At 71.0% G+C, this 20,248-nt stretch carries 26 protein-coding genes; 1 reads left to right on the top strand and 25 read right to left on the bottom strand.

Annotation, left to right across the window (positions count from 1 at the left end):
- Position 1: 1 nt before the first annotated feature.
- The 9 genes from AC3WQY_RS14040 to flgB are packed head-to-tail and all read right to left on the bottom strand — an operon-like array spanning position 2 to position 6,326.
- Positions 2-322, bottom strand: a complete 321-nt coding sequence (locus AC3WQY_RS14040; RefSeq protein ID WP_285232463.1) for a rod-binding protein — start codon at positions 320-322, stop codon at positions 2-4.
- Entirely contained in the window at positions 322-1,428 is a 1,107-nt protein-coding gene (locus AC3WQY_RS14035) for a flagellar basal body P-ring protein FlgI (protein ID WP_492709184.1), read from the bottom strand. Before AC3WQY_RS14035 ends, AC3WQY_RS14040 begins: the two co-directional genes overlap by 1 nt.
- 12 nt (positions 1,429-1,440) lie before the next feature.
- On the bottom strand, positions 1,441-2,094 hold the full coding sequence (gene flgH, locus AC3WQY_RS14030) for a flagellar basal body L-ring protein FlgH (protein ID WP_492709182.1): 654 nt from the start codon (positions 2,092-2,094) through the stop codon (positions 1,441-1,443).
- Entirely contained in the window at positions 2,094-2,882 is a 789-nt protein-coding gene (gene flgG / locus AC3WQY_RS14025; RefSeq protein ID WP_285232466.1) for a flagellar basal-body rod protein FlgG, read from the bottom strand. Before flgG ends, flgH begins: the two co-directional genes overlap by 1 nt.
- A 25-nt stretch (positions 2,883-2,907) precedes the next feature.
- Positions 2,908-3,633 (bottom strand): flagellar basal body rod protein FlgF, encoded by a 726-nt coding sequence (locus AC3WQY_RS14020; RefSeq protein ID WP_285232467.1) that lies wholly within the window; start codon positions 3,631-3,633, stop codon positions 2,908-2,910.
- 2 nt (positions 3,634-3,635) lie between these two features.
- Positions 3,636-4,853: a flagellar hook protein FlgE gene (locus AC3WQY_RS14015; protein ID WP_285232468.1), complete on the bottom strand. Its 1,218-nt coding sequence runs from the start codon at positions 4,851-4,853 to the stop codon at positions 3,636-3,638.
- A 12-nt stretch (positions 4,854-4,865) separates the two neighbouring features.
- A complete protein-coding gene (locus AC3WQY_RS14010) occupies positions 4,866-5,531 on the bottom strand; it encodes a flagellar hook capping FlgD N-terminal domain-containing protein (RefSeq protein ID WP_285232469.1) in 666 nt (221 codons plus the stop codon).
- A gap of 1 nt (position 5,532) precedes the next feature.
- A complete protein-coding gene (gene flgC, locus AC3WQY_RS14005) occupies positions 5,533-5,955 on the bottom strand; it encodes a flagellar basal body rod protein FlgC (RefSeq protein ID WP_285232470.1) in 423 nt (140 codons plus the stop codon).
- Positions 5,956-5,960: 5 nt separating this feature from the next.
- Positions 5,961-6,326, bottom strand: coding sequence for a flagellar basal body rod protein FlgB (gene flgB / locus AC3WQY_RS14000; RefSeq protein WP_285232471.1), 366 nt, complete (start codon positions 6,324-6,326; stop codon positions 5,961-5,963).
- Here flgB and flgA point away from each other — a divergent pair.
- A complete protein-coding gene (gene flgA / locus AC3WQY_RS13995) occupies positions 6,325-7,038 on the top strand; it encodes a flagellar basal body P-ring formation chaperone FlgA (protein ID WP_492709178.1) in 714 nt (237 codons plus the stop codon). The two genes, flgB and flgA, sit on opposite strands and share 2 nt — an antisense overlap.
- A gap of 14 nt (positions 7,039-7,052) precedes the next feature.
- On the opposite strand, the gene flgJ is transcribed toward flgA, so the two are convergent.
- From flgJ to fliF, 16 genes are all read right to left on the bottom strand, one after another.
- Complete coding sequence (gene flgJ, locus AC3WQY_RS13990) at positions 7,053-7,793, bottom strand: flagellar assembly peptidoglycan hydrolase FlgJ (RefSeq protein ID WP_492709176.1); 741 nt, start codon at positions 7,791-7,793, stop codon at positions 7,053-7,055.
- Complete coding sequence (gene flgN / locus AC3WQY_RS13985) at positions 7,780-8,211, bottom strand: flagellar export chaperone FlgN (RefSeq protein ID WP_285232474.1); 432 nt, start codon at positions 8,209-8,211, stop codon at positions 7,780-7,782. The genes flgJ and flgN overlap by 14 nt, the downstream gene beginning before the upstream one ends.
- Entirely contained in the window at positions 8,208-8,495 is a 288-nt protein-coding gene (gene flgM, locus AC3WQY_RS13980) for a flagellar biosynthesis anti-sigma factor FlgM (RefSeq protein ID WP_285232475.1), read from the bottom strand. The genes flgN and flgM overlap by 4 nt, the downstream gene beginning before the upstream one ends.
- 26 nt (positions 8,496-8,521) lie before the next feature.
- The gene (locus AC3WQY_RS13975) at positions 8,522-9,511 is read right to left on the bottom strand and encodes a flagellar motor protein MotB (RefSeq protein ID WP_492709174.1); all 990 of its coding nucleotides are present in this window, start codon (positions 9,509-9,511) and stop codon (positions 8,522-8,524) included.
- Entirely contained in the window at positions 9,501-10,454 is a 954-nt protein-coding gene (gene motA / locus AC3WQY_RS13970) for a flagellar motor stator protein MotA (protein ID WP_285232477.1), read from the bottom strand. The genes AC3WQY_RS13975 and motA overlap by 11 nt, the downstream gene beginning before the upstream one ends.
- 15 nt (positions 10,455-10,469) lie before the next feature.
- A complete protein-coding gene (locus tag AC3WQY_RS13965) occupies positions 10,470-11,183 on the bottom strand; it encodes a FliA/WhiG family RNA polymerase sigma factor (RefSeq protein WP_285235663.1) in 714 nt (237 codons plus the stop codon).
- Positions 11,184-11,199: 16 nt separating this feature from the next.
- The gene (locus AC3WQY_RS13960) at positions 11,200-11,661 is read right to left on the bottom strand and encodes a flagellar basal body-associated FliL family protein (protein ID WP_285232478.1); all 462 of its coding nucleotides are present in this window, start codon (positions 11,659-11,661) and stop codon (positions 11,200-11,202) included.
- 2 nt (positions 11,662-11,663) lie between these two features.
- Positions 11,664-12,905 (bottom strand): flagellar hook-length control protein FliK, encoded by a 1,242-nt coding sequence (locus tag AC3WQY_RS13955; RefSeq protein ID WP_492709171.1) that lies wholly within the window; start codon positions 12,903-12,905, stop codon positions 11,664-11,666.
- On the bottom strand, positions 12,902-13,225 hold the full coding sequence (locus tag AC3WQY_RS13950) for a hypothetical protein (protein ID WP_492709169.1): 324 nt from the start codon (positions 13,223-13,225) through the stop codon (positions 12,902-12,904). The genes AC3WQY_RS13955 and AC3WQY_RS13950 overlap by 4 nt, the downstream gene beginning before the upstream one ends.
- Complete coding sequence (gene fliS / locus AC3WQY_RS13945) at positions 13,218-13,604, bottom strand: flagellar export chaperone FliS (protein WP_285232481.1); 387 nt, start codon at positions 13,602-13,604, stop codon at positions 13,218-13,220. Before fliS ends, AC3WQY_RS13950 begins: the two co-directional genes overlap by 8 nt.
- A 29-nt stretch (positions 13,605-13,633) precedes the next feature.
- The gene (gene fliD / locus AC3WQY_RS13940; RefSeq protein ID WP_285232482.1) at positions 13,634-14,995 is read right to left on the bottom strand and encodes a flagellar filament capping protein FliD; all 1,362 of its coding nucleotides are present in this window, start codon (positions 14,993-14,995) and stop codon (positions 13,634-13,636) included.
- Positions 14,996-15,082: 87 nt separating this feature from the next.
- Positions 15,083-15,532 (bottom strand): flagellar FliJ family protein, encoded by a 450-nt coding sequence (locus AC3WQY_RS13935; protein ID WP_492709167.1) that lies wholly within the window; start codon positions 15,530-15,532, stop codon positions 15,083-15,085.
- A complete protein-coding gene (gene fliI / locus AC3WQY_RS13930; RefSeq protein ID WP_492709165.1) occupies positions 15,529-16,839 on the bottom strand; it encodes a flagellar protein export ATPase FliI in 1,311 nt (436 codons plus the stop codon). Before fliI ends, AC3WQY_RS13935 begins: the two co-directional genes overlap by 4 nt.
- Entirely contained in the window at positions 16,836-17,519 is a 684-nt protein-coding gene (gene fliH, locus AC3WQY_RS13925) for a flagellar assembly protein FliH (RefSeq protein ID WP_285232485.1), read from the bottom strand. Before fliH ends, fliI begins: the two co-directional genes overlap by 4 nt.
- Positions 17,519-18,526, bottom strand: coding sequence for a FliG C-terminal domain-containing protein (locus tag AC3WQY_RS13920; RefSeq protein ID WP_425334632.1), 1,008 nt, complete (start codon positions 18,524-18,526; stop codon positions 17,519-17,521). Before AC3WQY_RS13920 ends, fliH begins: the two co-directional genes overlap by 1 nt.
- 4 nt (positions 18,527-18,530) lie before the next feature.
- Entirely contained in the window at positions 18,531-20,228 is a 1,698-nt protein-coding gene (gene fliF / locus AC3WQY_RS13915) for a flagellar basal-body MS-ring/collar protein FliF (protein WP_492709162.1), read from the bottom strand.
- Positions 20,229-20,248 lie beyond the last annotated feature (20 nt).

The following is a 20,248-nucleotide window of genomic DNA, read 5'->3' as shown; positions in this document are numbered from 1 at the left end:
CTCAAGGCGACGCCTTGGGCCCGGCACTTAAATCGGCCGGCAGCAGCTGCTTGAGGATCACGTCGGCAATGCCGAAGGCGCGCTGCTGCGCCATGCTGTCGGCCACCAGGCCATCGGCCAGGTCCTGCATGTCCTGGTTGACGCGGTTCTTGAACACGCTGCCCTCGTCGGCCAGCTCGCGCGTGGCCGCACGCATCTGGCTGAGCATCTGCTTGATGAAGAAGGCCTCGAACTTCTCGGCCGCCTGGCCGGCCTTGGCGCGCAGCAGCGCGTCGTCGCCGGCGGCGCCGGGCTGGGCATCGGGATGGAGCTGGATGGGCATCAGATCACCTGCAGTTCGCCTTCGATCGCGCCGGCCTGGTCCAGGGCCTGCAGGATGGCCATGATGTCGTCCGGGTTCGCGCCGATGCTGTTGATGGTGTCGACGATGGTCTGCAGGCTCACCCCGACCGGCCAGCGGAACATGCGGCCCGAGCCCTGCTCCACCGCCACGCGCGATTGCGGCGTGACCTTGGTGTCGCCGCGGCCGAAGGCATTGGGCTGGCTGACCTGCGAACTCTCGCTGATCACCACCTTGAGCGAGCCATGCGAGACCGCCGCCGGCCGCACCCGCACGCCCTCGGCGATCACCACCGTGCCGGTGCGCGAGTTGAAGATCACCTTGGGGTTCTCGCGGCCCTGCTCCACCTCCAGCTGCTCGAGGCCCGCCATGAAGGCGACGCGCTCGGTCGGGTCGGCGGGCGCCTGCACCGCCACACTGGTGGCGTCGCGCGTGCTGGCAATCGCGCCGAAGCGCTTGTTGATGGCCTGCACGATGGCGGTGGAGGTCTGGAAGCTGGGGCGCTTGAGGCTCAGATGCACCTGCTCGCGGCTGTCGAAATCGGTCTCGATCTCGCGCTCGATGCTGGCGCCGTTGGGGATGCGGCCGGCGGTGGGCGTGTTGACGGTGACGCTGGAGCCGCTGGCGCCCTGGGCGCTCAGCCCCCCCACCACCAGATTGCCCTGGGCCAGGGCATAGACCTCGCCGTCGGCGCCGTAGAGCTGGCTCAGCAGCAGCACGCCGCCGCGCAGGCTCTTGGCATCGCCCAGCGAGGACACCGTCACGTCGATGGACTGGCCGCGCCGGTAGCCGCTGGGGAACACCGCGCTGACCATCACGGTGGCGACATTGCGCGACTTGGAGTCGGTCTTCTCGGGCAGCTTGACGCCGAACTGCTTGAGCAGGTTCTGCACCGACTGGCCCGAGTACTTGACCTGGCTGCTGTCGCCGCTGCCGTTCAGGCCGACCACCAGGCCGTAGCCGATCAGCTGGTTGTCACGCATGCCTTCCACGCTCACCAGCTGGCGCAGCAGCTGCGCCGCCTGCACGGGCTGAACGAGCGCCAGCAGGCTGCCCAGGATGAGGCCGGAGATCCAGGTTTTGTTCATGGCTGCTCTCGATCAAAGAGGCATCAGCGGGCTGTTGAAGAAGCGCGTCAGCCAGCCGGGGGTGTTGCTGTCGGCCAGCGTGCCCTGGCCGCTGTAGAGGATGCGGGCATTGGCCAGGCGCTGCGAGGACACGCGGTTGTCACTGTCGACGTCGGCGGCGCGCACATAGCCGCTCACGCGGATGATTTCCTCGCCCTGGTTCAGGTAGAGGTTCTTGTCGCCATGCACGCGCAGCAGGCCATTGGCCAGCACCTCGTGCACCACCACCGTGATGGCGCCCTGCAAGGTGTTTTGCTGGCTGCTCGAGGCGCTGCCGCTGAAATCGCGCTGCGCGCCGGCGCTCAGGTCCAGCTTGCCGATCTTGGCCGCCGTCTGCAGGCCGGCGCTGCTGGTCTTGCCCAGCTGGGTGTCGGCGCGCTTGCTCGCCTGCGTGGTCTCCAGCAGCACCACGGTCAGCACATCGCCGGGGCGGAAGGGGCGGCTGTCCGCGGTCAGCGAGGCGGCGCGCTCGCTCACGAACAGGCCGCCGGCCTGGCCGCGCGCCGGCCGCGCCAGCGGTTGCAGGGGCAGCGGCTCGAGCTCGCCGCGCGGCAGCGGCGGCGGCTGGACCGCCGCGCAGGCGCTCAGCAGGACGGCCGCGGTGGCGGCTAGCAGGCGCGCGCTCATCAGCGCACCGCCTGGGCCAGGTACTGCAGCATATTGTCGGCCGCCGACAGCACCTTGGTGTTCATCTCATAGGTGCGCTGCGCGGCGATCATGTCCACCATCTCCTCCACCACCTGCACGTTGGAGCCCTCCAGCGCGCCCTGCTTGAGCTTGCCCAGGCCATCGGCGCCGGGCACGCCCTCGGCCGGCGCGCCGCTGGCGCTGGTCTCCTGGTAGAGGTTGTCGCCCAGCGCCAGCAGGCCGGCGGGGTTGACGAAGTGGGTCAGCTTGAGCTGGCCCAGCTCGGTGGGCGTGGTGTTGTTGGCCAGCGTGGCCGAGACCATGCCGTTCTCGCCGATCGTGATGGCGCTGGCATTCGCCGGCACGCTGATCTCGGGCTGCAGACGCAGGCCCTGGGCATTCACCAGCTTGCCCTCCGCATTGATCTGCAGCTGGCCGGCACGCGTGTAGGCGGGCCGGCCGTTCGGGCCGTCCACCTGCAGAAAGCCCTGGCCCACCACCGCCACGTCGAGCGACTGGCCGGTGGTCTGCAGATTGCCGGTGGTGAAGACCTTTTGCGTGCCCACCATGCGCGTGCCGTTGCCGAGCTGCACGCCGGCCGGGCTGGCGTTGTTGTCGTCGCGCGCCGCGCCGGGCTGGCGCTCGACCTGGTAGAACAGGTCCTCGAACATCACGCGGTCGCGCTTGAAGCCCACCGTGTTGACGTTGGCGAGATTGTTGGCAATGGCCTGGAGCTTGGCGTCCTGCGCCTGCACACCGGTCTTGCTGATCCACATCGCTGGATTCATGGGGTACTCCTTGGCTTTCTTGCGCTCACTCGCGCATCAATCGGTTGCCCGCGTCGGCCATGCTGTCGGCCGCCTTGAAGAGCTTCATCTGCAGCTCGAAATCGCGACTCAGGCTCATGGTCGCGACCATCTCCTCCACCGCCGAGACATTGCTGGATTCCAGGTGGCCGGCGTTCAGCTGCACCGTGGTGTCGGCGGCGAGTTCGCCGCCCTGGCGCGGCACCAGCAGGCCGGCCTCGTTCTTGGTCAGCTCGCCCATGGCGGGCTTGACCAGCTTGAGCCGGTCCACCGGCTGCATCTCGGTCTGGCCGGCGGCCAGGATGGAGATCACGCCGTCCTTGGCGATCGCCAGCTTGCTGTGCGGCGGCAGCACGATGGGCCCGCCATCGCCCAGCACCGCGCGCTCGCCCAGCATCAGGCCGCCCTCGGCATTGAGGCTGAAGTTGCCGGCGCGGGTATAGGCCTCGCCCTCGCCCGACTGCACGGCGAACAACCCCTCGCCCTGCACCGCCACATCGAGCTCGCGCCCGGTGTCGCGCTGCGTGCCCTGGCGGGCGCTGACGGCGTCGGCCTGCAGCTCGCTCATGTGGCGGGCCGCATAGCCGTAGCCGGCCACCTGCTGGCGGCCGGTCAGCTCGACATTGCCGCGAAAACCCGGCGTCTCCAGATTGGCCAGGTTGTTGGCATGCACCTGTTGCGCGCGCAGGGCGCGCTCGGCGCCGCTCATGACGGTGTAGATCAGCGCGTCCATGCTCAGATGGCCTGCATGAGCGTTTGCATCATCTCGTTCTCGGCCGAGATCACCTTGGTATTGGCCTGGTAATTGCGCTGGGCCGACATCAGGTTCACCAACTCGCCGGTCATGTCCACATTGGACTGCTCGACCGCGCCGGTGCTGAGCTTGGAGGCGGTGGCCGAGCCGGGGCGCGAGAACAGCGCCGTGCCGGTCGCGCCATTGGCCTCCCAGCTGGTGTCGCTGATGGCCTTGAGCGCGTCCTCGTTGGCAAATGTGGCCAGGGCCACGGTGCCCACGGTCTGCTTGAGGCCGTTGCTGTAGGTGGCCAGCACGCTGCCATCCTCGGCCAGCGAGGTGCCGGTGAGGGTGCCGGCGGCATAGCCGTCGGCGGCGTTGCCGAGCGTGGTGGTGTCGCCGGCGAACTGCGTCGTGCCGCTGTAGTCGATCGTGATGGCGAGCGCGGCCGCGCCCGCCGGGGCCGCGCCATAGGGCACCGGCGCCAGCGGTGCGGTGAGCTGGCCGTTGACGTCGAAGCTGAGCGCCTGCGGGCCGGTGGGCGCCGCGCCGTCGAAGCTGTAGTGCACGTCCACCGCGTTGGCGGCGGTCTTCACGAAGTACTGCGTCACGCTGTGCTTGGCGCCCAGCGAGTCGTACAGCACCGAGGTGATCGAGCTGTTGAAGGTCTTGGGGTCGGTGGGGTCGAAGGCCGGCAGCGGGCCGGGTGCGCCGGGCACCTTCCAGTCGGCCGAGAGATTGCCGCTGAAGGCCAGCTTCTTGCTGGCCTCGGCGCCGATCTGGCCGGTGGGCACCTTGAGGTCGCCCAGCGCGCCCAGGCCAGCGCCCGGCACCGGCTTGCCGGCGGCGTCCAGCACCGCGGCATAACCCTGCGCCCTGCGGCCCAGGCTGTCGACCACATAGCCGTCCTTGTCGGCGCTGAAGATGCCCACGCGGGTGTAGACCTGCTGGCCCGCGCTGTCGCGCACCGCGAAGAAGCCGCGGCCCTGGATCATCGCGTCCATGCCGCGGCCGGTGCTCAGCAGGCCGCCGCCCTTGGCCATGCTCTGGGTGCTGGACGAGACCTCGGCGCCGATCGCCTGCGTGCCCGCCACCATGGCGGAGAAGTTGGCGCGGCTGGACTTGAAGCCATAGGTGCCGGCGTTGGCGATGTTGTTGCTGATGGCTTCCAGGCTGCCATTCACCGCATTGATGCCGGAGCGTGCGATTTCAAAACTCATGATGTGGGCCTTTCAGTGGCTGGGGGTCGCGGCGCGGCCGCGGAATTGGGTGATGGCCTCGGGGCCGACCTCGGCCAGCGTGCCCAGGGCCAGCAGCACATTGCCGCCGGCGCCCAGCTTCACGCGGCTCAGCTCGGTCACCAGCTCGAGCGGGGCGACTTCCTTGCTGTCGGTCTCGATGCGCAGGCGGTAGTCGCCCGGGCTGAGGCCCAGCTTGACGGGATCCAGCAGATAGCTGGACTCGCCGGCCGGGCGGCTGCCCAGCGCAATGCGCTGCGTCTGGCCATCGCTGCCGGTGAGCAGCAGGCTGGCCTCGGCGGCCGGGCTCTGCAGGCTGAAGCTGGTCTGCACCGCGCCCTGCGCCAGGTGCAGCTGCTCGACCTTTGCCTGCACCAGGCTGCCCACTTGGGCGCCCAGGCCCAGCATCTGCAGGCTTTGCAGGCTGGCGCTGTTGCTGCTGCCCTGGCTGGCGAGCTTCTGCAAGGCCTCCATCTGGCTCAGCTGGGTGAGCTGGTTGACGAAGGCGCTGGGGTCGGCCGGCGATAGCGGGTCCTGGTTCTTGATCTGGGCCACCAGCAAGGTGGTGAACAGATTCGACATGGCGCCATTGCCCGCCACCTCGCCGCCGGCGGCACTGCCGGCCGCGACGTTCGTGTTGTTGCTGACTGCGCTGCTCATCTCAGCCCTCCCCCAGGCGCAGCAGCGACTGCTGCATGGACTTGACGCGGCCCAGCACCTCGACATTGCTCTCGAAGGCGCGCGAGGCCGAAAGCATGTCGGTCATCTCGGCCACCGAGTTGACGTTGGGATAGAACACCATGCCCTCCGCGTTGGCGAGCGGATGGCCGGGCTCGTAGACCTTGCGCAGCGCCTCGCTGCTTTCCACCACGTCCAGCACCTGCACGCGGCTGCCGGCCAGCTGCTGCTCGCCCTGGCCGCTGGCGGCGAGCGCGGCAAACACCGGCTTGCGGGCGCGGTAGGTGTCGGCCTCGTTGCCGCTGGCCGATTGCGCGTTGGCCAGATTGCTGGCGATGGTGTTCATGCGCACGGTCTGAGCCGACATGGCCGAGCCGGCGATCTGGCTGATCTGTTTGAATGACATGCTTGTCACTGGCCGGCGATTGCCTTGGCCAGCCCCTTCAGTTGCAGGTTCAGGAAAGTCAGGCTGGTCTGGAAGTCGGAGGCGTTCTGTGCGAACGCCGCCTGCTCCACGCCCAGCTCGACGCTGTTGCCGTCCTGTGCCGGATGGAAGGGCACGCGATACTTGAGCGCATCGGCGCCGCTGTCCAGCGCCAGTCCATCCCCGCCGTCCTGCTGGGCCTGGCGCAGCGAGGCGGCAAAATCGAGATCGCGCGCCTGGTAGCCGGGCGTGCTTTCGTTGGCGATGTTGGAGGCCAGAATCTTGGTTCTCTCGGCTCGCAGTCGGAGCGCGTCGGGGTGGATACCGACCGCCTTGCTGAAATCAATGCTCATGCGCTTCCTTTGCTCCTTCGTGATTGGTTTCATGCCGCTGCTGGCCGGCGCGGCGCAGGCACAGCAAAGCCTGGACACGCAGGCCCTGGCGTTTGCGCGCCAGAGCCTGCTGGCGCAGGCGCAGCGCGAGGGCCTGCAGGCCCCCGAGCTGCAGCTGCGCGTGGCGACCCCGCCCAAGGCCAAGAGCGTGCCCGGCTGCGCGGCCGGCTGGCAGCTGCAGCTGCTGGACACGCGCTTCCTCAGCCGCCTGCGTCTGGCGGCACGCTGCCCCGGCGACGAGCAGGCCGCGCAGGAGCTGGTGCTGCGCGCCGAGCTCAGCGCCGAGGTGCTGGTGGCCGCCGCCGCCCTGCCCTCCGGCCGGCCGCTGGCCGAGGCCGATCTGCGCCTGGAGCGGCGTGCGCTGACGCAGCTGGGCGAGGCGCTCTCCGATCCGGCCGCGGCCCTGGGCCTGAGCCCGCGCGCCGGCCTGCGCGCCGGCCAGGCGCTGCTGCGCAGCCAGCTGGCCGAGCCCCTGCTGATCAAGCGCGGCGAGGCGCTGCGCATCGTCGCGCGCAACGGCGGCATCGAGGTGCATGCCAGCGGCGAGGCGCTGGAGGCGGGCCACCGCAACGAAACCGTGCGGGTGCGCAACACCAGCACCGGCCGCGTCATCGCCGCCCGCGTGCTCGGCCCCGGCCTGGTGGAGCCGGCCGAACTCTCGCCCCAGCCCTGATTGCCGCCGCGCGTTCATAGGCCCGCCTTGATGCGCGCGGCCACGCGCGTGAGCTTGTCGGCATAGGCCGGATCGGTGGCATAACCGCCGCGTTGCAGGGCCTGGCCATAGGCGCGTGCGTCCGCACCGGTCTGCAGGGCAGCGCGGTAGCGCGGGTTGTCCAGCAGCAGCTGGGTCAGATCGCGGAAGGCGGCACCGGCATCCGCATAGCTGCGGAACTTCTCCTGGCGCGCCACCGGCTGGCCCTGCTCGTATTCGGTGGTGGCACTGAGCGCCACCTCGCCGCGCCAGCCGCCACCGGCCTTGATGCCGAAGAGGTTGTGGCTGTCGCTGCCATCGGCGCGGCGGATCGCCTGCTGGCCCCAGCCCGACTCCAGCGCCGCCTGCGCCGCCAGCACCTCGGGCGCCACGCCCAGGCGCGCCGCCGCGGCCTGGGCATGCGGTGCGATGCGCTGCACGAAGGCGGCGCCGTCCGCCGGCAGCGCGGCCTGGCTGGCCTCGGTGCCTTCCACCTCGAGCCGCGCGGCGGCGGCTTGCGCACGCGCCTGGCCCCAGCGGCCTTCCGGGCTCAGCGCCGCGCCGGCCTGGGCCGGGCTCGCGCCATCGCCGCGCTCGATGAACTGTTGCACCTCGCCCTGCAGCTGGCGGAACAGCGCGCTGAATTGCGCGCCGGAGGCGCTCGGGCGCACACCCGCTTCGGCGGCGATCTGGCCAATGATCTGCGCCCCCAGGGCGCCGAGCTCAAGGCTGCGCATAGAGCTCCCCTTCCTGACCCAGCAGGCGCTGCATCAGCCCATGCTGCTCGATGATGAGCGTGCAGTTGCGCTGGTTGAGCGCCTTGCAGTCGCGGATCTGCTGCTCCAGCTCTGTCCAGACGCCGGCCAGGCGCTCGCCCGGGCCGGCCGGCAGGCGCTGCAGCAGGGCCGCCAGGCTGGGCGGCTGCGCACGCCCCAGCAGGCGCAGCAGCAGCTCGCCGCGCTCGACGCGGCGCTGCTCCAGCTCGCCCACCTGGGCGCCGATCTGCTCGGCCAGGCTCAGCAGGGCCGCCGCATCGTGGCGCAGCGCGCCCTGGAACTGCGCCTCCAGCAGGCCGCGCAGGCCCGCATAGCCGGCGCGATCGGCCTGCAGGCCGCGCAGCAGGTTCAGCAGGGCCTCGTGCGGCGTGCCGTTCATCCGCGGCCCCCGTGGTAGCGCTGGATCAGGGCCGCCAGGCGGCCGGCGTCGAAGCTGATCTCGCCGCGCGCCAGTGCCTCGCGCAGCGCCGCCACCTTGGCCTGATCGATCTCGGGCAGCTCGGCCAGCGCCTGCTGGGCCGGCTGGATGAGGTCGGACACCAGCGCCGCCGCGGCCGCGCCGGCGCCAGCGGGTGCGGCCACCGGGTCGAGCGGCGCCGGCGCGCCGGCCGGCTGGCTTTCCGCCGGGCCGCCGAGCGGATGGTTGGATGCTGTGACTCTCATGCGATCACCTCGGGACTTGTTGGTTCTCATGGCGTGACTCGGGCGGCGGCGGGCTGGTAGGGCGCCAGCTGGCCTTGCAGGCGCTGCAGCAGGGTGGCCGGCGTGGCGGCCTCCTGCAGGCCGCCGGCCGGCATGCCGTACATGGCGCCGAGCTGGCGCGCCTGCTGGCTGCTCAGCACCATCAGCTCGATGCGGCGGTTGATGGCGGCCTGCGGATGGGCCGGATCCAGCAGCGCGCGATCGGCCATGCCGCTGACCTGCAGCACCGTTTCCTCGGCCATGCCGCCGGCCAGCAACTGGTAGCGCGCGCTCATGGCGCGCTGGTTGGACAGCGCCACATTGGTGAAGGCGCCGGCGCTGCGGTCGGCGAAGGCGGTGGCGTCGGTATGGCCGACGATGATGAGCTGGTTCTCCATGCGCGCGAACAGCGGCCCGAGCTTGCGCAGCAGCTCGCGCATGCGGGCGCTGGGGCTGGCGCTGCCGCGCTCGAACATGCCCTGCGCCTCGGTGTCGTGCAGCATCAGGCGCAGGCCTTGCGGCGTGATCGCGCTGTGCAGATTGCTGGCCAGGCCGACCTCGGCGGCGATGCGCTCGATCAGCCGCGAAAGCTCGCGCATGTCGGCGGCCGACTCGTAGCGCGACTTGCTCAGGCGCGGGTCGGCATCGGGCTGCTCGGTATTGCTGCTCTGCGTGGACTTGCCCTTCATTTGCACCTCGCCATGCGCCGGCACCGGGTTGCGGTCCAGCATGCTGCCGCGCGAGCCCGAGGCCAGCGAGCTGCTGAGGCCCTGGCCCTCCTCGATCAGGTCGGCGCCGGCGGTCTTGAGCAGCTGCTGCATGCGCTCGGAATTGCGCGAGGCCAGCAGCCACAGCACCAGGAACAGGCACATCAGCGCCAGGCAGAAGTCGGCGAAGGCGACCTTCCAGGCACCGCCATGGGTCTCGTCGTCCTGCTTGCGCGAGACGCGCTTGACGACGGTCTGGTGCGCGTCGACGGCGCTCAGCTTAGGCGGCACGGCGCTCTCCTTGACGCTCACCCTGGCGCTCCCCCGGCATGCGATCGGTGGCGCGGCGGCGCGGCGTGGCGTCGGGATCGCCGGCGCTCTGCATCTGGTTGATCCAGCTCTCCAGCAGGGCGAAGCTGGGCTTGATATTGAGCTGCACCAGGCGGCGGCCGGCGTCGATGGCCAGCAGCGCCGGCTTGCCCGACACATGGGTGACCAGCACCACCTTGACCGACTCCAGCGCCTGCAGCTCCTCGTTGACGAGCTGCTTCATCATGTTGGCCAGCGGGTCCAGCACCGCGTAGCAGAAGAAGATGCCGATGAAGGTGCCCACCATGGCGGCCGCCACCATCACCGCGATCTCGGCGGTGCCGGCGCCCTCGGCCACCGTGTTCATCGCCATCACGATGCCCAGCACCGCGGCCAGGATGCCGAAGCCGGGCATGGCCTCGGCGATCTTGTGCAGGGACTTGGCGGGCTGGGCCATCTCCTCGTGGATGGCCTCCAGCTCCTGCTCCAGCACGCCCTCCAGCTCATGCGCATTGATCTTGCCCATCGCCATGAGACGGAAGTTGTCGACGATGAAGTGCAGCAGCTTGGGCTCGGCCAGGATGAGGGGATAACGCTTGAACAGCACGCTCTCGTGCGGCGCCTCGACATGGGCGTCCAGCGCCTTCAGACCGCCGGCGGCGGTCTGCAGCAGCTCGTACATCAGCAGCAGCAGCTGGCGCTGGAATTCCTCGCCGGGGCGGCGGCGCGTCATCACCTTGCGCAGCTGCAGCAGCATCTCGCCGAGCACATGGCGCGGATTGCCCAGCACCACCGAGCCGACGCCGGCGCCGACGATGATGAGCAGCTCCACCGGCTGCCAGATGACGCCGAAGTTGCCACCGTGCAGCATGAAGCCGCCGAAGACGCAGGCCAGGACGATGAGGATGCCGATGAAGGGCTGCATGGTGGGGTGTTCCGTTCAGGCCGGCTGCAGATGCGTGCGCATCTTCAGCAGGGCGGCCTTGTTGATCTGCGACACGCGGGCCTCGGTGAGGTCCAGCACGGCGGCGATTTCCTTCAGGCTCAGCTCGTACTCGTAATAGAGCTGGATGACGCGCTGCTCGCGCTCGTCCAGGCACGCCAGCGCCTGCTCGATGCTGCGGCGCGCGACCAGCAGCGCCTCCGGCGAACGGCTCTCGCTGGGCAGGTGGCTGAGCTCCTCCACCAGTTCGTCGAAGCTCGCCATCTCCTCGGCCACATCGGCCTGCAGATAGGCCTGGTAGTCCTGCGGGCTGAGCTTCAGATGCAGCAGGATCTCGGCCTCGCTGGGCTCGTGGCCGAGGCGGCGGCGCAGCTCGCGCAGCGCATCGCGCAGCTTGTGGCTGTCCTGGCGCACCGAGCGCGGCCGCCAGTCGAGGCGGCGCAGCTCGTCGAGGATGGCGCCGCGCACGCGCAGCGTGGCAAAGCCGGCAAAGCCGGCGTCCGGCGGGCCGTAGCGGCGCAGCGCCTCCAGCAAGCCCATCAGGCCCACCTGCTCCATGTCCTCGCGGTCCATGGCGGCGCTGACCTGGCTGCCGAGCTGGCGCACGATGCGCTTGACCAGGGGCGCATGCAGGCGCAGCTGGTCGCGCTCGTAGGCCGGACCCAGGGCCGCTTGGGCCACCTGGTTCAGCTCGGCGTAGGCTTCTTGCATCTGCATGGCGCTGCGCTCACTCGATGATGAGCTTGCCGATCAGGGCTTCGGCAAAGGGCGGCTCGCGATGCTCGGCGCCATAGCCCTCGCGGTAGGCGCGGTTCAGCTCGTCGGCGATCTGCTCGATGGTGAGCGCGCTGGCGCTGTCGATGTTGTAGCCGGCCAGTGCCTTCACCGCGATGGTGCGCAGCAGGGCCAGGTGCTCCTTGGTGCGCTTCTCCTGCTCGGGCAGGGTCTTGAACACCACGTCCACCGCCATGTAATGCGCCATCGCCTCGCCGCCACGGCCGCGCAGCATCACCAGCACCTTGTCCAGCGTGACGTATTTGTAGTCGGGGCCGGGCTTGGCCGGCGGCTCGACCGGCTCGCTGGCGCTGGCCTGGGGCGCGCGCATGCTCCACCACACCGCGCCACCGGCGCTGCCGGCCGCCAGCAGCACGGCCAGGGCCAGGGCCAGCATCAACTTGATCTTGGACATCCTCAGTCCTCCTTGCGGATTTGGGCACCCAGGCGCTGGGCGAACGGGCGCGGGCCGGTCTCGGGCGCGTCGCCGCCCTCATGCAGGGCGCGGCCGGGGCGCTGTGCAGCCTCGGCCTCGGCCTGAGGCTGCTGCCGCCCCGACTGCGCGTCCTGCTCGGCCAGGCCGCGCTGCGCGACCTGCACCTGCACCTCACCGGGCTGACGCAGCGCCAGCTCCTGGCGCAGCTCGGCGCTGATGTGTTGCAGCTGCCGCGTCACCTCGGGGTGGCTGGCGCTCAGCCGCACCTGCAGCTCGCCGCCCTGCTGCTGGATGGCGATCTCCACCCGGCCCAGCAGCGGCGGCTCCAGGCGTATCACCGCCTGTTCGCTGCGCGCCGCGATCTGCAGCTGCAGGCGGTCGCCCAGGGCCAGCAGCAGCGGCTGCTGCCACTGGCTGGGCAGGGCCTGCGGCAGCGCCAGCGCGGCCGCCGGTGCGGCCACCGCCGCGGCGGGCTTGGCCCATGCCGCCGGGGCCTGCACATTGGCGACCAGGCTCGCGTCCAGCGCGGGCGCCGCATTGGCCTCCGCCTTGGCGCCCGGCTCCTGCGCCAGCTTGGCGGCCGGCACGGCGGCCTGCAGCACCGCGGCAAAGCGCGCCGCCAGCGCCTGGCCGGCGCTCGGGGGAGCGGCGTCGACGGCGGGCTGCTGGCGCGCCGGCGCGCTGCCGGTAGCGGGCGCGGCCGGCCGCATGGCGGGCTGCAGCAGGGTCGCGGCGCCGGCCACGGTCGGTACGGCCATGGCCGGCGAGGGCTCCGGCATCGCGGAGGCTTGCGCCGGCGGCGCGCTGGCTGGCTCGACCGGCGGCGGGGCGCTCGGCTGAACACTCGGCTGAGCACTCGGCAGCAGCGCCAGCATCAGGCCATCCATTGCCGGCATGTCCTGCGCCGGCGTGGCGGGTTCTTCGGCCGCGCGCTCGCTGCTGGCGGCCGCGTTGGCCGTGGCCGACGGTTCGCCGGCCGGGCCCTGCTGCAGCATGCGCAGCAAGGCCTGCAGCTCGGCGCGCAGCTGGTCGCCGGCCGGGTCGGCCTGCAGCTCGGGAGCGGCGGGCGCGACGGGCAAGGCGGGCACCATGGCAGCCAGCGCGCTGGCAAAGTCCTGCGCCAGCTGGCCGGCCTCGTCCAGCGGCGCGGCCTGGGTCGGGGCAGCCATGGCCGGCAAGAGTGGGCCGGCCGGCAGCTCGGTGCGCGTGCTCACGGGCTTCATGATTGTGTTTCCTCCCAGTCGGCGCTTTCGGCGTACGCCGTCCAGCGGCCCCGGTTCTCGGTGAGTTGCTGCAAGAGCTGGCCCAGGCGGGCGAGTTCGGCATGCACCAGGGCGCTGGCCTGGCCATGCTGGAGGCGCAGGCCGTCCAGGGCCTGGCGCTCGGCCGTCGTCCATGCGGCGCCGCCCTGCCAGGCCGCCAGCTGTCCGGCCAACTCGCGGTCGATGCGGGCCAGCGCCAGCCAGTCCTGCTCGCCGCCGGCCTGGCCCAGGCGCGCGCTCAGCGCGAGCAACTGCTGATGTCGGTCGATGGGCTTAGGCATGACGCGCCTGCACCCCTTGCCAGCCGCCGCGCAGCTGGCTCAGCAGGCGCACCACCTCGTCGATCACGTCCACGTCCAGGGCCACGCCGGCGCGGTAGAGGCGCTCGGCGCAGTAGTCGTAAAGGCGCGCCAGGTTGCCCACCACCTCGCCGCCGGCGTCCAGGTCCAGCGCGCTGGACAGGCCGTTGATGATGCTGACGCATTTCTCCAGGCTGGCCGCCTTCAGCTCGTAGCGGCGCGCCTCGATGTGGGCGCGTGCGCGCGCCAGTTCGTCCAGCAGGCCGTCCATCAGGATCAGCACCAGCTGCACCGGCGAGGCCTGGGCGGTCTGGGCATGCAGATGGACGGTCTGGTAGCTTTGATAGGCGTCGTGGCTCATGGTCTGGGAAGAGGTTGGAAGGCCGGGAGCTAGACGCTCAAGCCGGCCAGCATGCTGCTGGTATCGCCCAGCTGGGACTGCAGGTTCTGCAGCTGCGTGAATTGCTTGAGGTAGCGCTGATAGGACTGCTGGTACTGCGCGTCCAGCCGCGCCTGACGCTGGCCGATGGCCTTCTGCATGCTCTGCACCGAGCTCTGGCGCTGCTTGATCTGGCCGCTGCCGAGATTGGTCCACTGGTCGACCTGCTTGCTCAGGTCGCCCATCAGGCCGCTGGCCGCGCCGGCGGCGGCGCTGCCGAACACCTTGTCCAGCGCATCGGGAGTGGCCGCCAGGGTCTTGTTGAGCCGCGCACTGTCGAGCGCCAGCGCGCCGTTGCGGTCCACGCTGATGCCCAGCTCGCGCAGGCTCAGGCCGCCATAGCTCTGGCGCAGCAGATTGCCCAGGCGGTCGCGCAGCGCGCGCACGCCGGAGTCCGAGGCAAAGGCGGCCGCGGCCACGCCATCCTTGGCGCTGCCCACCGAGGTCAGCTCGTCGAGCGTCTTCTCGAGCCCGTTCCAGGCATCGACGAAGCTCTTCACATTCGCCGTGGTGGCGCCGTCGTCCTTGGCCACGCTCAGCGTCACCGGCACATCGCCGGGCTTGTTGGCCTGCAGCAGGGTCAGGGTCACGCCGCTGATAGCGGTGAAGCTGTTGCTGCTCTGCTGCATGCGCACGCCGCTGCCCTGCGCGCCCAGCCAGACCACCGCATCGCGTGCCGGCGCCAGTTCCACGCTGGGGCCGCTGAGCTTGGTCTTGAGGTCGCCGGCGTTCAGGCCGCTGGTGTCCAGCGTGATGCCGCCCGCGGCACCGCTCACGCCCGAGGACAGCATCAGCTGCGTCACGCCGCCGGCGGTCATCACCATCGCGGTGACCAGGCCGGCGTTGTTGGGTGCCTGGTTGATGGCGCGTGCGATCTCGGTCTGCGAGAGCGTGCCGTCGCCATCGGCGTCGGCGCTGTTCAGGTCCACATTGAAGGCGGCGCCATTGCCCAGCTGCACCGCCATGCTGCCGCCCATCGCCACCGGCACCGCGGGCAGGTCCTGGAAGGCGATCTGCTGGCTGCTGGCGGTCTGCTCGACGAACAGCGGATAGCTGCCGGCGCTGGCGCTGGCCGACACGCTGGCGTTGGCAATGGCCGGGTTGCTCAGCGTGGCGCTCAGCTGCGCCAGCGAGGGCTTGGTGGAGAGGCTCTTCAGCGCGCCGTCAAAGGCCTGCAGGGCGCCCTGCAGCTTGCTGAGCGCCGCCGCGGTCGCCTTGCTGCTCTTGCTCTGGGCGTCCAGCAGCGACTGCGCCGATTGCGTGTAGGCGGTGGCCAGTTGCTGGGCCATCGAGGTCGGGTTGATATCAGCCATGGCGAACTCCGTGCGGATAGGTGGTGGGACTACCCAAGGAGAAGGCGACCGGGAGGGCCCCGGGCTTAAGCCGGCACGGTGCTGCGCTCATGTCCGCCCCCTCAGCCACACCTGGCCGGCCAGCTCGTCCTGGCCCTTCTGGGCGCGGCGCTGCTCGGCCAGCCGGCTCTGCGCCAGGCTCTGGCTCAGCACCTGGCCCAGCACCTCCTGGCGGCAGGCGAGCGCCTGCACAGCGCTGCGTGTGGCCGCGGTATCGGCCTCGTGCAGGGCCAGTTCCTGGCGCTGGCTGTCGGCGAAGTCGCGCACGCCCTGCTGGTAGGCGGCCTGGTTCAGCGCCAGGCCGGCGTCCAGGCGCGCGCCCGCGGCCAGCCCCACCTGGCCACGCGAGGCGGCCAGGGCATCCAGGCGCTGCACGCTGGCCTGCAGGCGCTCGCCCAGGGCCTGCTTGCGCGCCAGCTCGGCGCTGCGGCGCTCCAGCTCGCGCTCGCGCACGGTCAGCATCAGGTCCAGGCTGCGCTGCATCGCGGTCTTGTTCATGCCAGCAGCTCCTGCAGCTGTTGCAGGCAGTCCTGCAGCGGCGCGGCCTCGTTGACGCCCTGGTGCAGAAAGGCCTCGATGCGCGGGAACAGCTGCATCGCACGGTCGGTGAGCGGATCGGCGCCGGGCACATAGGCGCCCAGCGGCATCAGCTCGCGCACCTGCTCATAGCGCCCGGCCAGCTGCTTGAGCTGGCGCGCCCAGGCCTGGTGCTCGCGGCCGGCCACCAGGGCCATGCAGCGGCTGATGGACTGGGCGATGTCGATGGCGGGATAGTGGCCGCGCTCGGCCAGCGCGCGGCTCAGCACGATATGGCCATCTAGGATGGCGCGCGCGGTGTCCACCACCGGGTCCTGCTGGTCGTCGCCCTCGGCCAGCACGGTGTAGATGGCGCTCATGCTGCCCTCGGCGCGCTCGCCGTTGCCGGCGCTCTCCACCAGCTCGGGCAGCAGGCTGAACACCGAGGGCGGATAACCGCGCGTGGCGGGCGGCTCGCCCAGCGCCAGCGCCACCTCGCGGCGCGCCATCGCATAGCGGGTGAGCGAATCCACCAGCAGCAGCACATGCTGGCCCTGGTCGCGGTAATACGCGGCGATGCTGTGGCACAGCTCGGTGGCGCGCAAGCGCATCAGCGGCGACTCATCGGCCGGCGCCACCACCACCACCGCACGCGCCAGACCGGCTGGGCCCAGCGAGAGGTCGATGAACTCGCGCACCTCGCGGCCGCGCTCGCCGATCAGGCCCACCACCACCACATCGGCGACGGTCTGGCGCGTGATCAGCCCCAAGAGCACGCTCTTGCCCACGCCGCTGCCGGCCATCAGGCCGACGCGCTGGCCGCGGCCCAGCGTCAGCATGCTGTTGATGGCGCGCACGCCCACGTCCAGCGGTTCGTGCACGGGGGCCTTCTTGAGCGGATTGATGCGCGGCGGCTGGCTGGCCAGCGCATGCTCGCCGCCGAGGCGGCCCAGGCCGTCGATGGGCTCGCCCAGGCCGTTGACGATGCGGCCCAGCCAGGACGGCCCGATCGCCAGGCCGGCGCGCTCCGGCGCCGGCAGCACACGCGCACCGGTGCTCAGGCCCTCGGGCTTCTTGAAGGGCATGAGGTAGGAGATCTGCTCACGAAAGCCCACCACCTGGGCGGCGATCCACTCGCCCGAGGCGGCCTCGATCATGCAGCGCTGGCCGGTGCGCAGCGCGCAACCGGCGCTTTCCAGCAGCAGGCCGGAGGCGCCCACCAGGCGGCCGGTGGGCGTGGCCACCGGCACCTCGCCCAGCTCGACGCGACGCAGTGCGGCGGCGATCATGCGCCCTGCTCCTGCGGCTCGGTTTCGCTCTCGACCAGCTGGCTGTGCACCTGGGCCATGCAGGCCGCCAGGCGCTGGGCGCAGCCGGCATCGGCCTCGCGGCCGCCGGCCAGCAGCCGGCATTCGCCGCTCGCCAGCGTCGCATCGGGCAGCAGGCGCCAGGCCTCGGCGCGCTCGGGGGCCAGGTCTTGCAGGCGCCGCAAATCCTCCGGGTTGAGGAAGACCTCGACGCCATCGCGCGCCACCGGCATGCCGGCCAGGGTCTCGTCCACCAGGGCCAGCAACTGGGCCGGTTGCAGGGTCAGCTCGCAGCGGATCACCTGGCGCGCCACCTTCTCGACCAGCTCCACCACCTCCTTGCGTGCCGCCGCCTGCACCTCGGCCTGCAGCGCCTTCAGCTCGCGCAGCAGCGCATCCACCGGCGCGGCCAGCGACTCGAAGCGCGCCAGCGCCTCGCGCCGCCCCAGCGCCAGGCCCTGCGCGCGGCCCTCGGCCTGCGCGGCCTCGCTGCCGGCCTGCAGGCCGCTGGCATGGCCCTCCTCGTAGCCCTTGGCCAGGCCTTCCTGGAAACCCTGGGCCAGGCTGGCCTGCAACTGCGCCGGCGAGCTGGCCGGCAGGGCCAGGCTGGCCTGCAGCTGGGCCAAGGGCGGGAAGCGGTGCGGACGCATGGGCTTGCTCATCACTCGACCGTGGCCTCGGCAAACAGCTGCACCTCGATCTCGCCGGCATCCACCAGGGCCTTGACCCTGGCCATCACCTCGGCACGGGCCTGCTCGACGCGCGACAGCGGCACCGGGCCGCTGCGGCGTATCAGTTCCTCGAAGTTCTGCGCCTGGCGCCGCGGCATCGCGGCCAGGATGGCGTTGCGCACCGCACCCTCGGCGCCCTTCAGGGCCACCGCCCAGAGCTCGGGCGCCACTTCCTCGATCACGCGCGTCAGCACCGCCTCGCTCTGGCGCGACAGCACCAGGAAGTCGTACATGCTGAGTTCGATCTCGCCCATCACATCGGGGTCATGGGCGCGCAGGCGCTCCACCATCTGCTGGCGGTCGGCGGGCAGGCGGTTGAGGATCTCGGCCACCTGGCGCACGCCCTCGACGCTGGCGCTCTGCTGGCCCAGGCCGGCCAGGCAGCGCTCGACCAGCTCCTCCAGCTCGACCAGCAGCTCGCGGTCCACCTCCTGCAGGCGCGCCACGTTCAGCAGCACCAGGTCGCGGCCCTCGGCGGGCAGCGCGGCGATCACCTCGCTGGCCAGATGCGGCGGCAGGAAGGCCAGGAACACCGCCTGCATGCGCACATGCTCGTAGGCGATGTGCTCGGCCAGCCATTTGGGCGAGGCCCATTGCAGGCGCTGCATCTTGGGGCGGATCGCGTCGCCATAGATGTTGTGCAGCACGCTGTTGGCGATGTCGCCACCCAGGGCCAGGTCCAGCGAACGCTTCAGGTAGGAGCGCGAGGCGCCGTGCACGCCGCTCTGCTCGCGGTAGTCGTCGAAGAAATGCTGGATCGCGGTCTTCACCGAATCGACCTTGATGCCGCTCATGCGCGACATCACCTGGGTCACGTCCAGCAGCTCCTCGCGCGACAGGCAGCGCAGCACCGCCGCGGCCGGCTCCTCGCCCATGCTCAGCAGCACGATGGCGGCGCGCTCGACGGCGCTCAGCGCACCCGGCTCGGCCGCTGCCATCAGATCACTTGCCTCGGCCATATTGCACCCACTGTTTCACCACCTCGGCGACGCGCTCGGGCTCCTTGGCCGCCAGCACCTTGAGGTGATCCACCAACACATCCACCGGTGAACCGGGGGGCGGCAAGTCGTAGTTCTCCAGCAGCGGCACCACCGCCAGCGCGGGTGCGGCGGCCGCGCCCGGCACCGCAGCCGGCAGGGCCAGCCCTGGCGCGGCGGCCAGGGGCGGCGTGGCGCCATCCGGCATCAGCGGGGTCAGCGGCGTGGTCTCGACCGTCTGCAGGGCGTTCGAGGGCGCCAGGCGCTGCTGGGCCAGGCGCAGCAGCGGCCGCGCAAGCAGCAGGTAAGCCAGCAGCGCGCCCAGGCCATAGACGGCCCAGCCGCCCATGTCCACCAGGTTGTCGCGCTGCTGGTACCAGGGCTCGAGCTGTGGCGGCGCCGGGAAGGCCATCGGCGAGACGGTGAGCTGGTCGCCGCGTTCGCTGTTGATGCCCAGGCCGCTGTTGAGCAGCTTCTCGATCTTGGCCAGCTCGGCCGGGTTCCAGAGCTTTTCGGCGCCGGGCGCGGCGGCGTTGTTGAGCAGCACTGCGACATGCAGGCGCGCCAGCCGGCCGCGGCTGCGCTTAATCTGGGTGATGTTGCGGTCGTAGGCGTACTGGCGGGTGCTGGCGTTCTTGTGCGCGCTGGCGCCGTTGTCGCCCTCCGGTGCCGAGGCGCCATTGGCCGCCGCGTTGACTGCCCCATTCACCGGCCGGTTGCTCAGCGAGCCCGGCACGCCCAGGGCGATGCGCTCGCGGTCGCTCTCTTCGCGCATCGCCTCGTTGGTGAGGCGCGGCGCGTCGCCGTACTGCTCGCGCGTCTCCTGCACGCGGTCGTTGTCGACCTCGGCGGTGACGCTGAGCCGGTAGTTGGCCTCGCCCAGCACCGGGGCGAGCAGGTCGTGCACATTGCGGCGCACCTCGTCCTGGTAGCGCTGTGCCGCCTCGTTGCCCTGGTTGGCCTCGAAGCCCTCGGCCAGGTCCACGCGCGCCGACAGCAGATTGCCGGCCTGGTCCACCAGGCTGACGCGCTGCGGCTCCAGGCTGGCCACGCTGCCGGCCACCAGATTGATGGCGGCGGCGATCTGCTCGTTGCTGAGCTTGCGGCCGGGCTTGAGCGTCAGTACCACCGAGGCCGAGCTCTTCTGGCCGTCGTTGAGCACAAAGCTGGTGGACTTGGCGATGGACAGGTGCACGCGCGCCGCCTCCACCGCGTCCAGCGCCATCATCGATTGCGCCAGCTCGCCCTCCAGGCCGCGACGGAAGCGCACGTCCTGCACGAACTGGCTCACGCCCAGCGGGTCGTTCTTGTCCATCAGCTCCATGCCGGCCGGCAGCTTGGCGACCACGCCCTTGGCGGCCAGCAGCATGCGCACGCGGCCCAGCGCGCTCTCGGGCACCAGCACCTGGCCGGTCTCGGGATGCAGGCGGTAGGCGATGTGCTCGGCGTCCAGCACCGCCAGCATCTCGCCGTTGGCGACGCGCTCGCGCTGGCCGAACACCGGCTTGTAGGCGGCCTGCTCGCGCCACATCAGCATCAGCGCCAGCGCGGTGCCGGCCACGGCCAGCGACAGCACCGGCAGCAGGCCCTTGGCCAGGCCGGCGGGCATGGCGGGGCGCGCGTTCCAGGCGGAACCCAGGCGGGACTTGAGCGTGTTGAACATGGTGGGGATGGCGAGGTCGT

The sequence above is a fragment of the Roseateles sp. FW301-B2 genome (assembly GCF_058788955.1).
The sequence above is the reverse complement of the archived record's forward strand: the minus strand, read 5'-3'. Positions and strand labels throughout refer to the sequence as shown.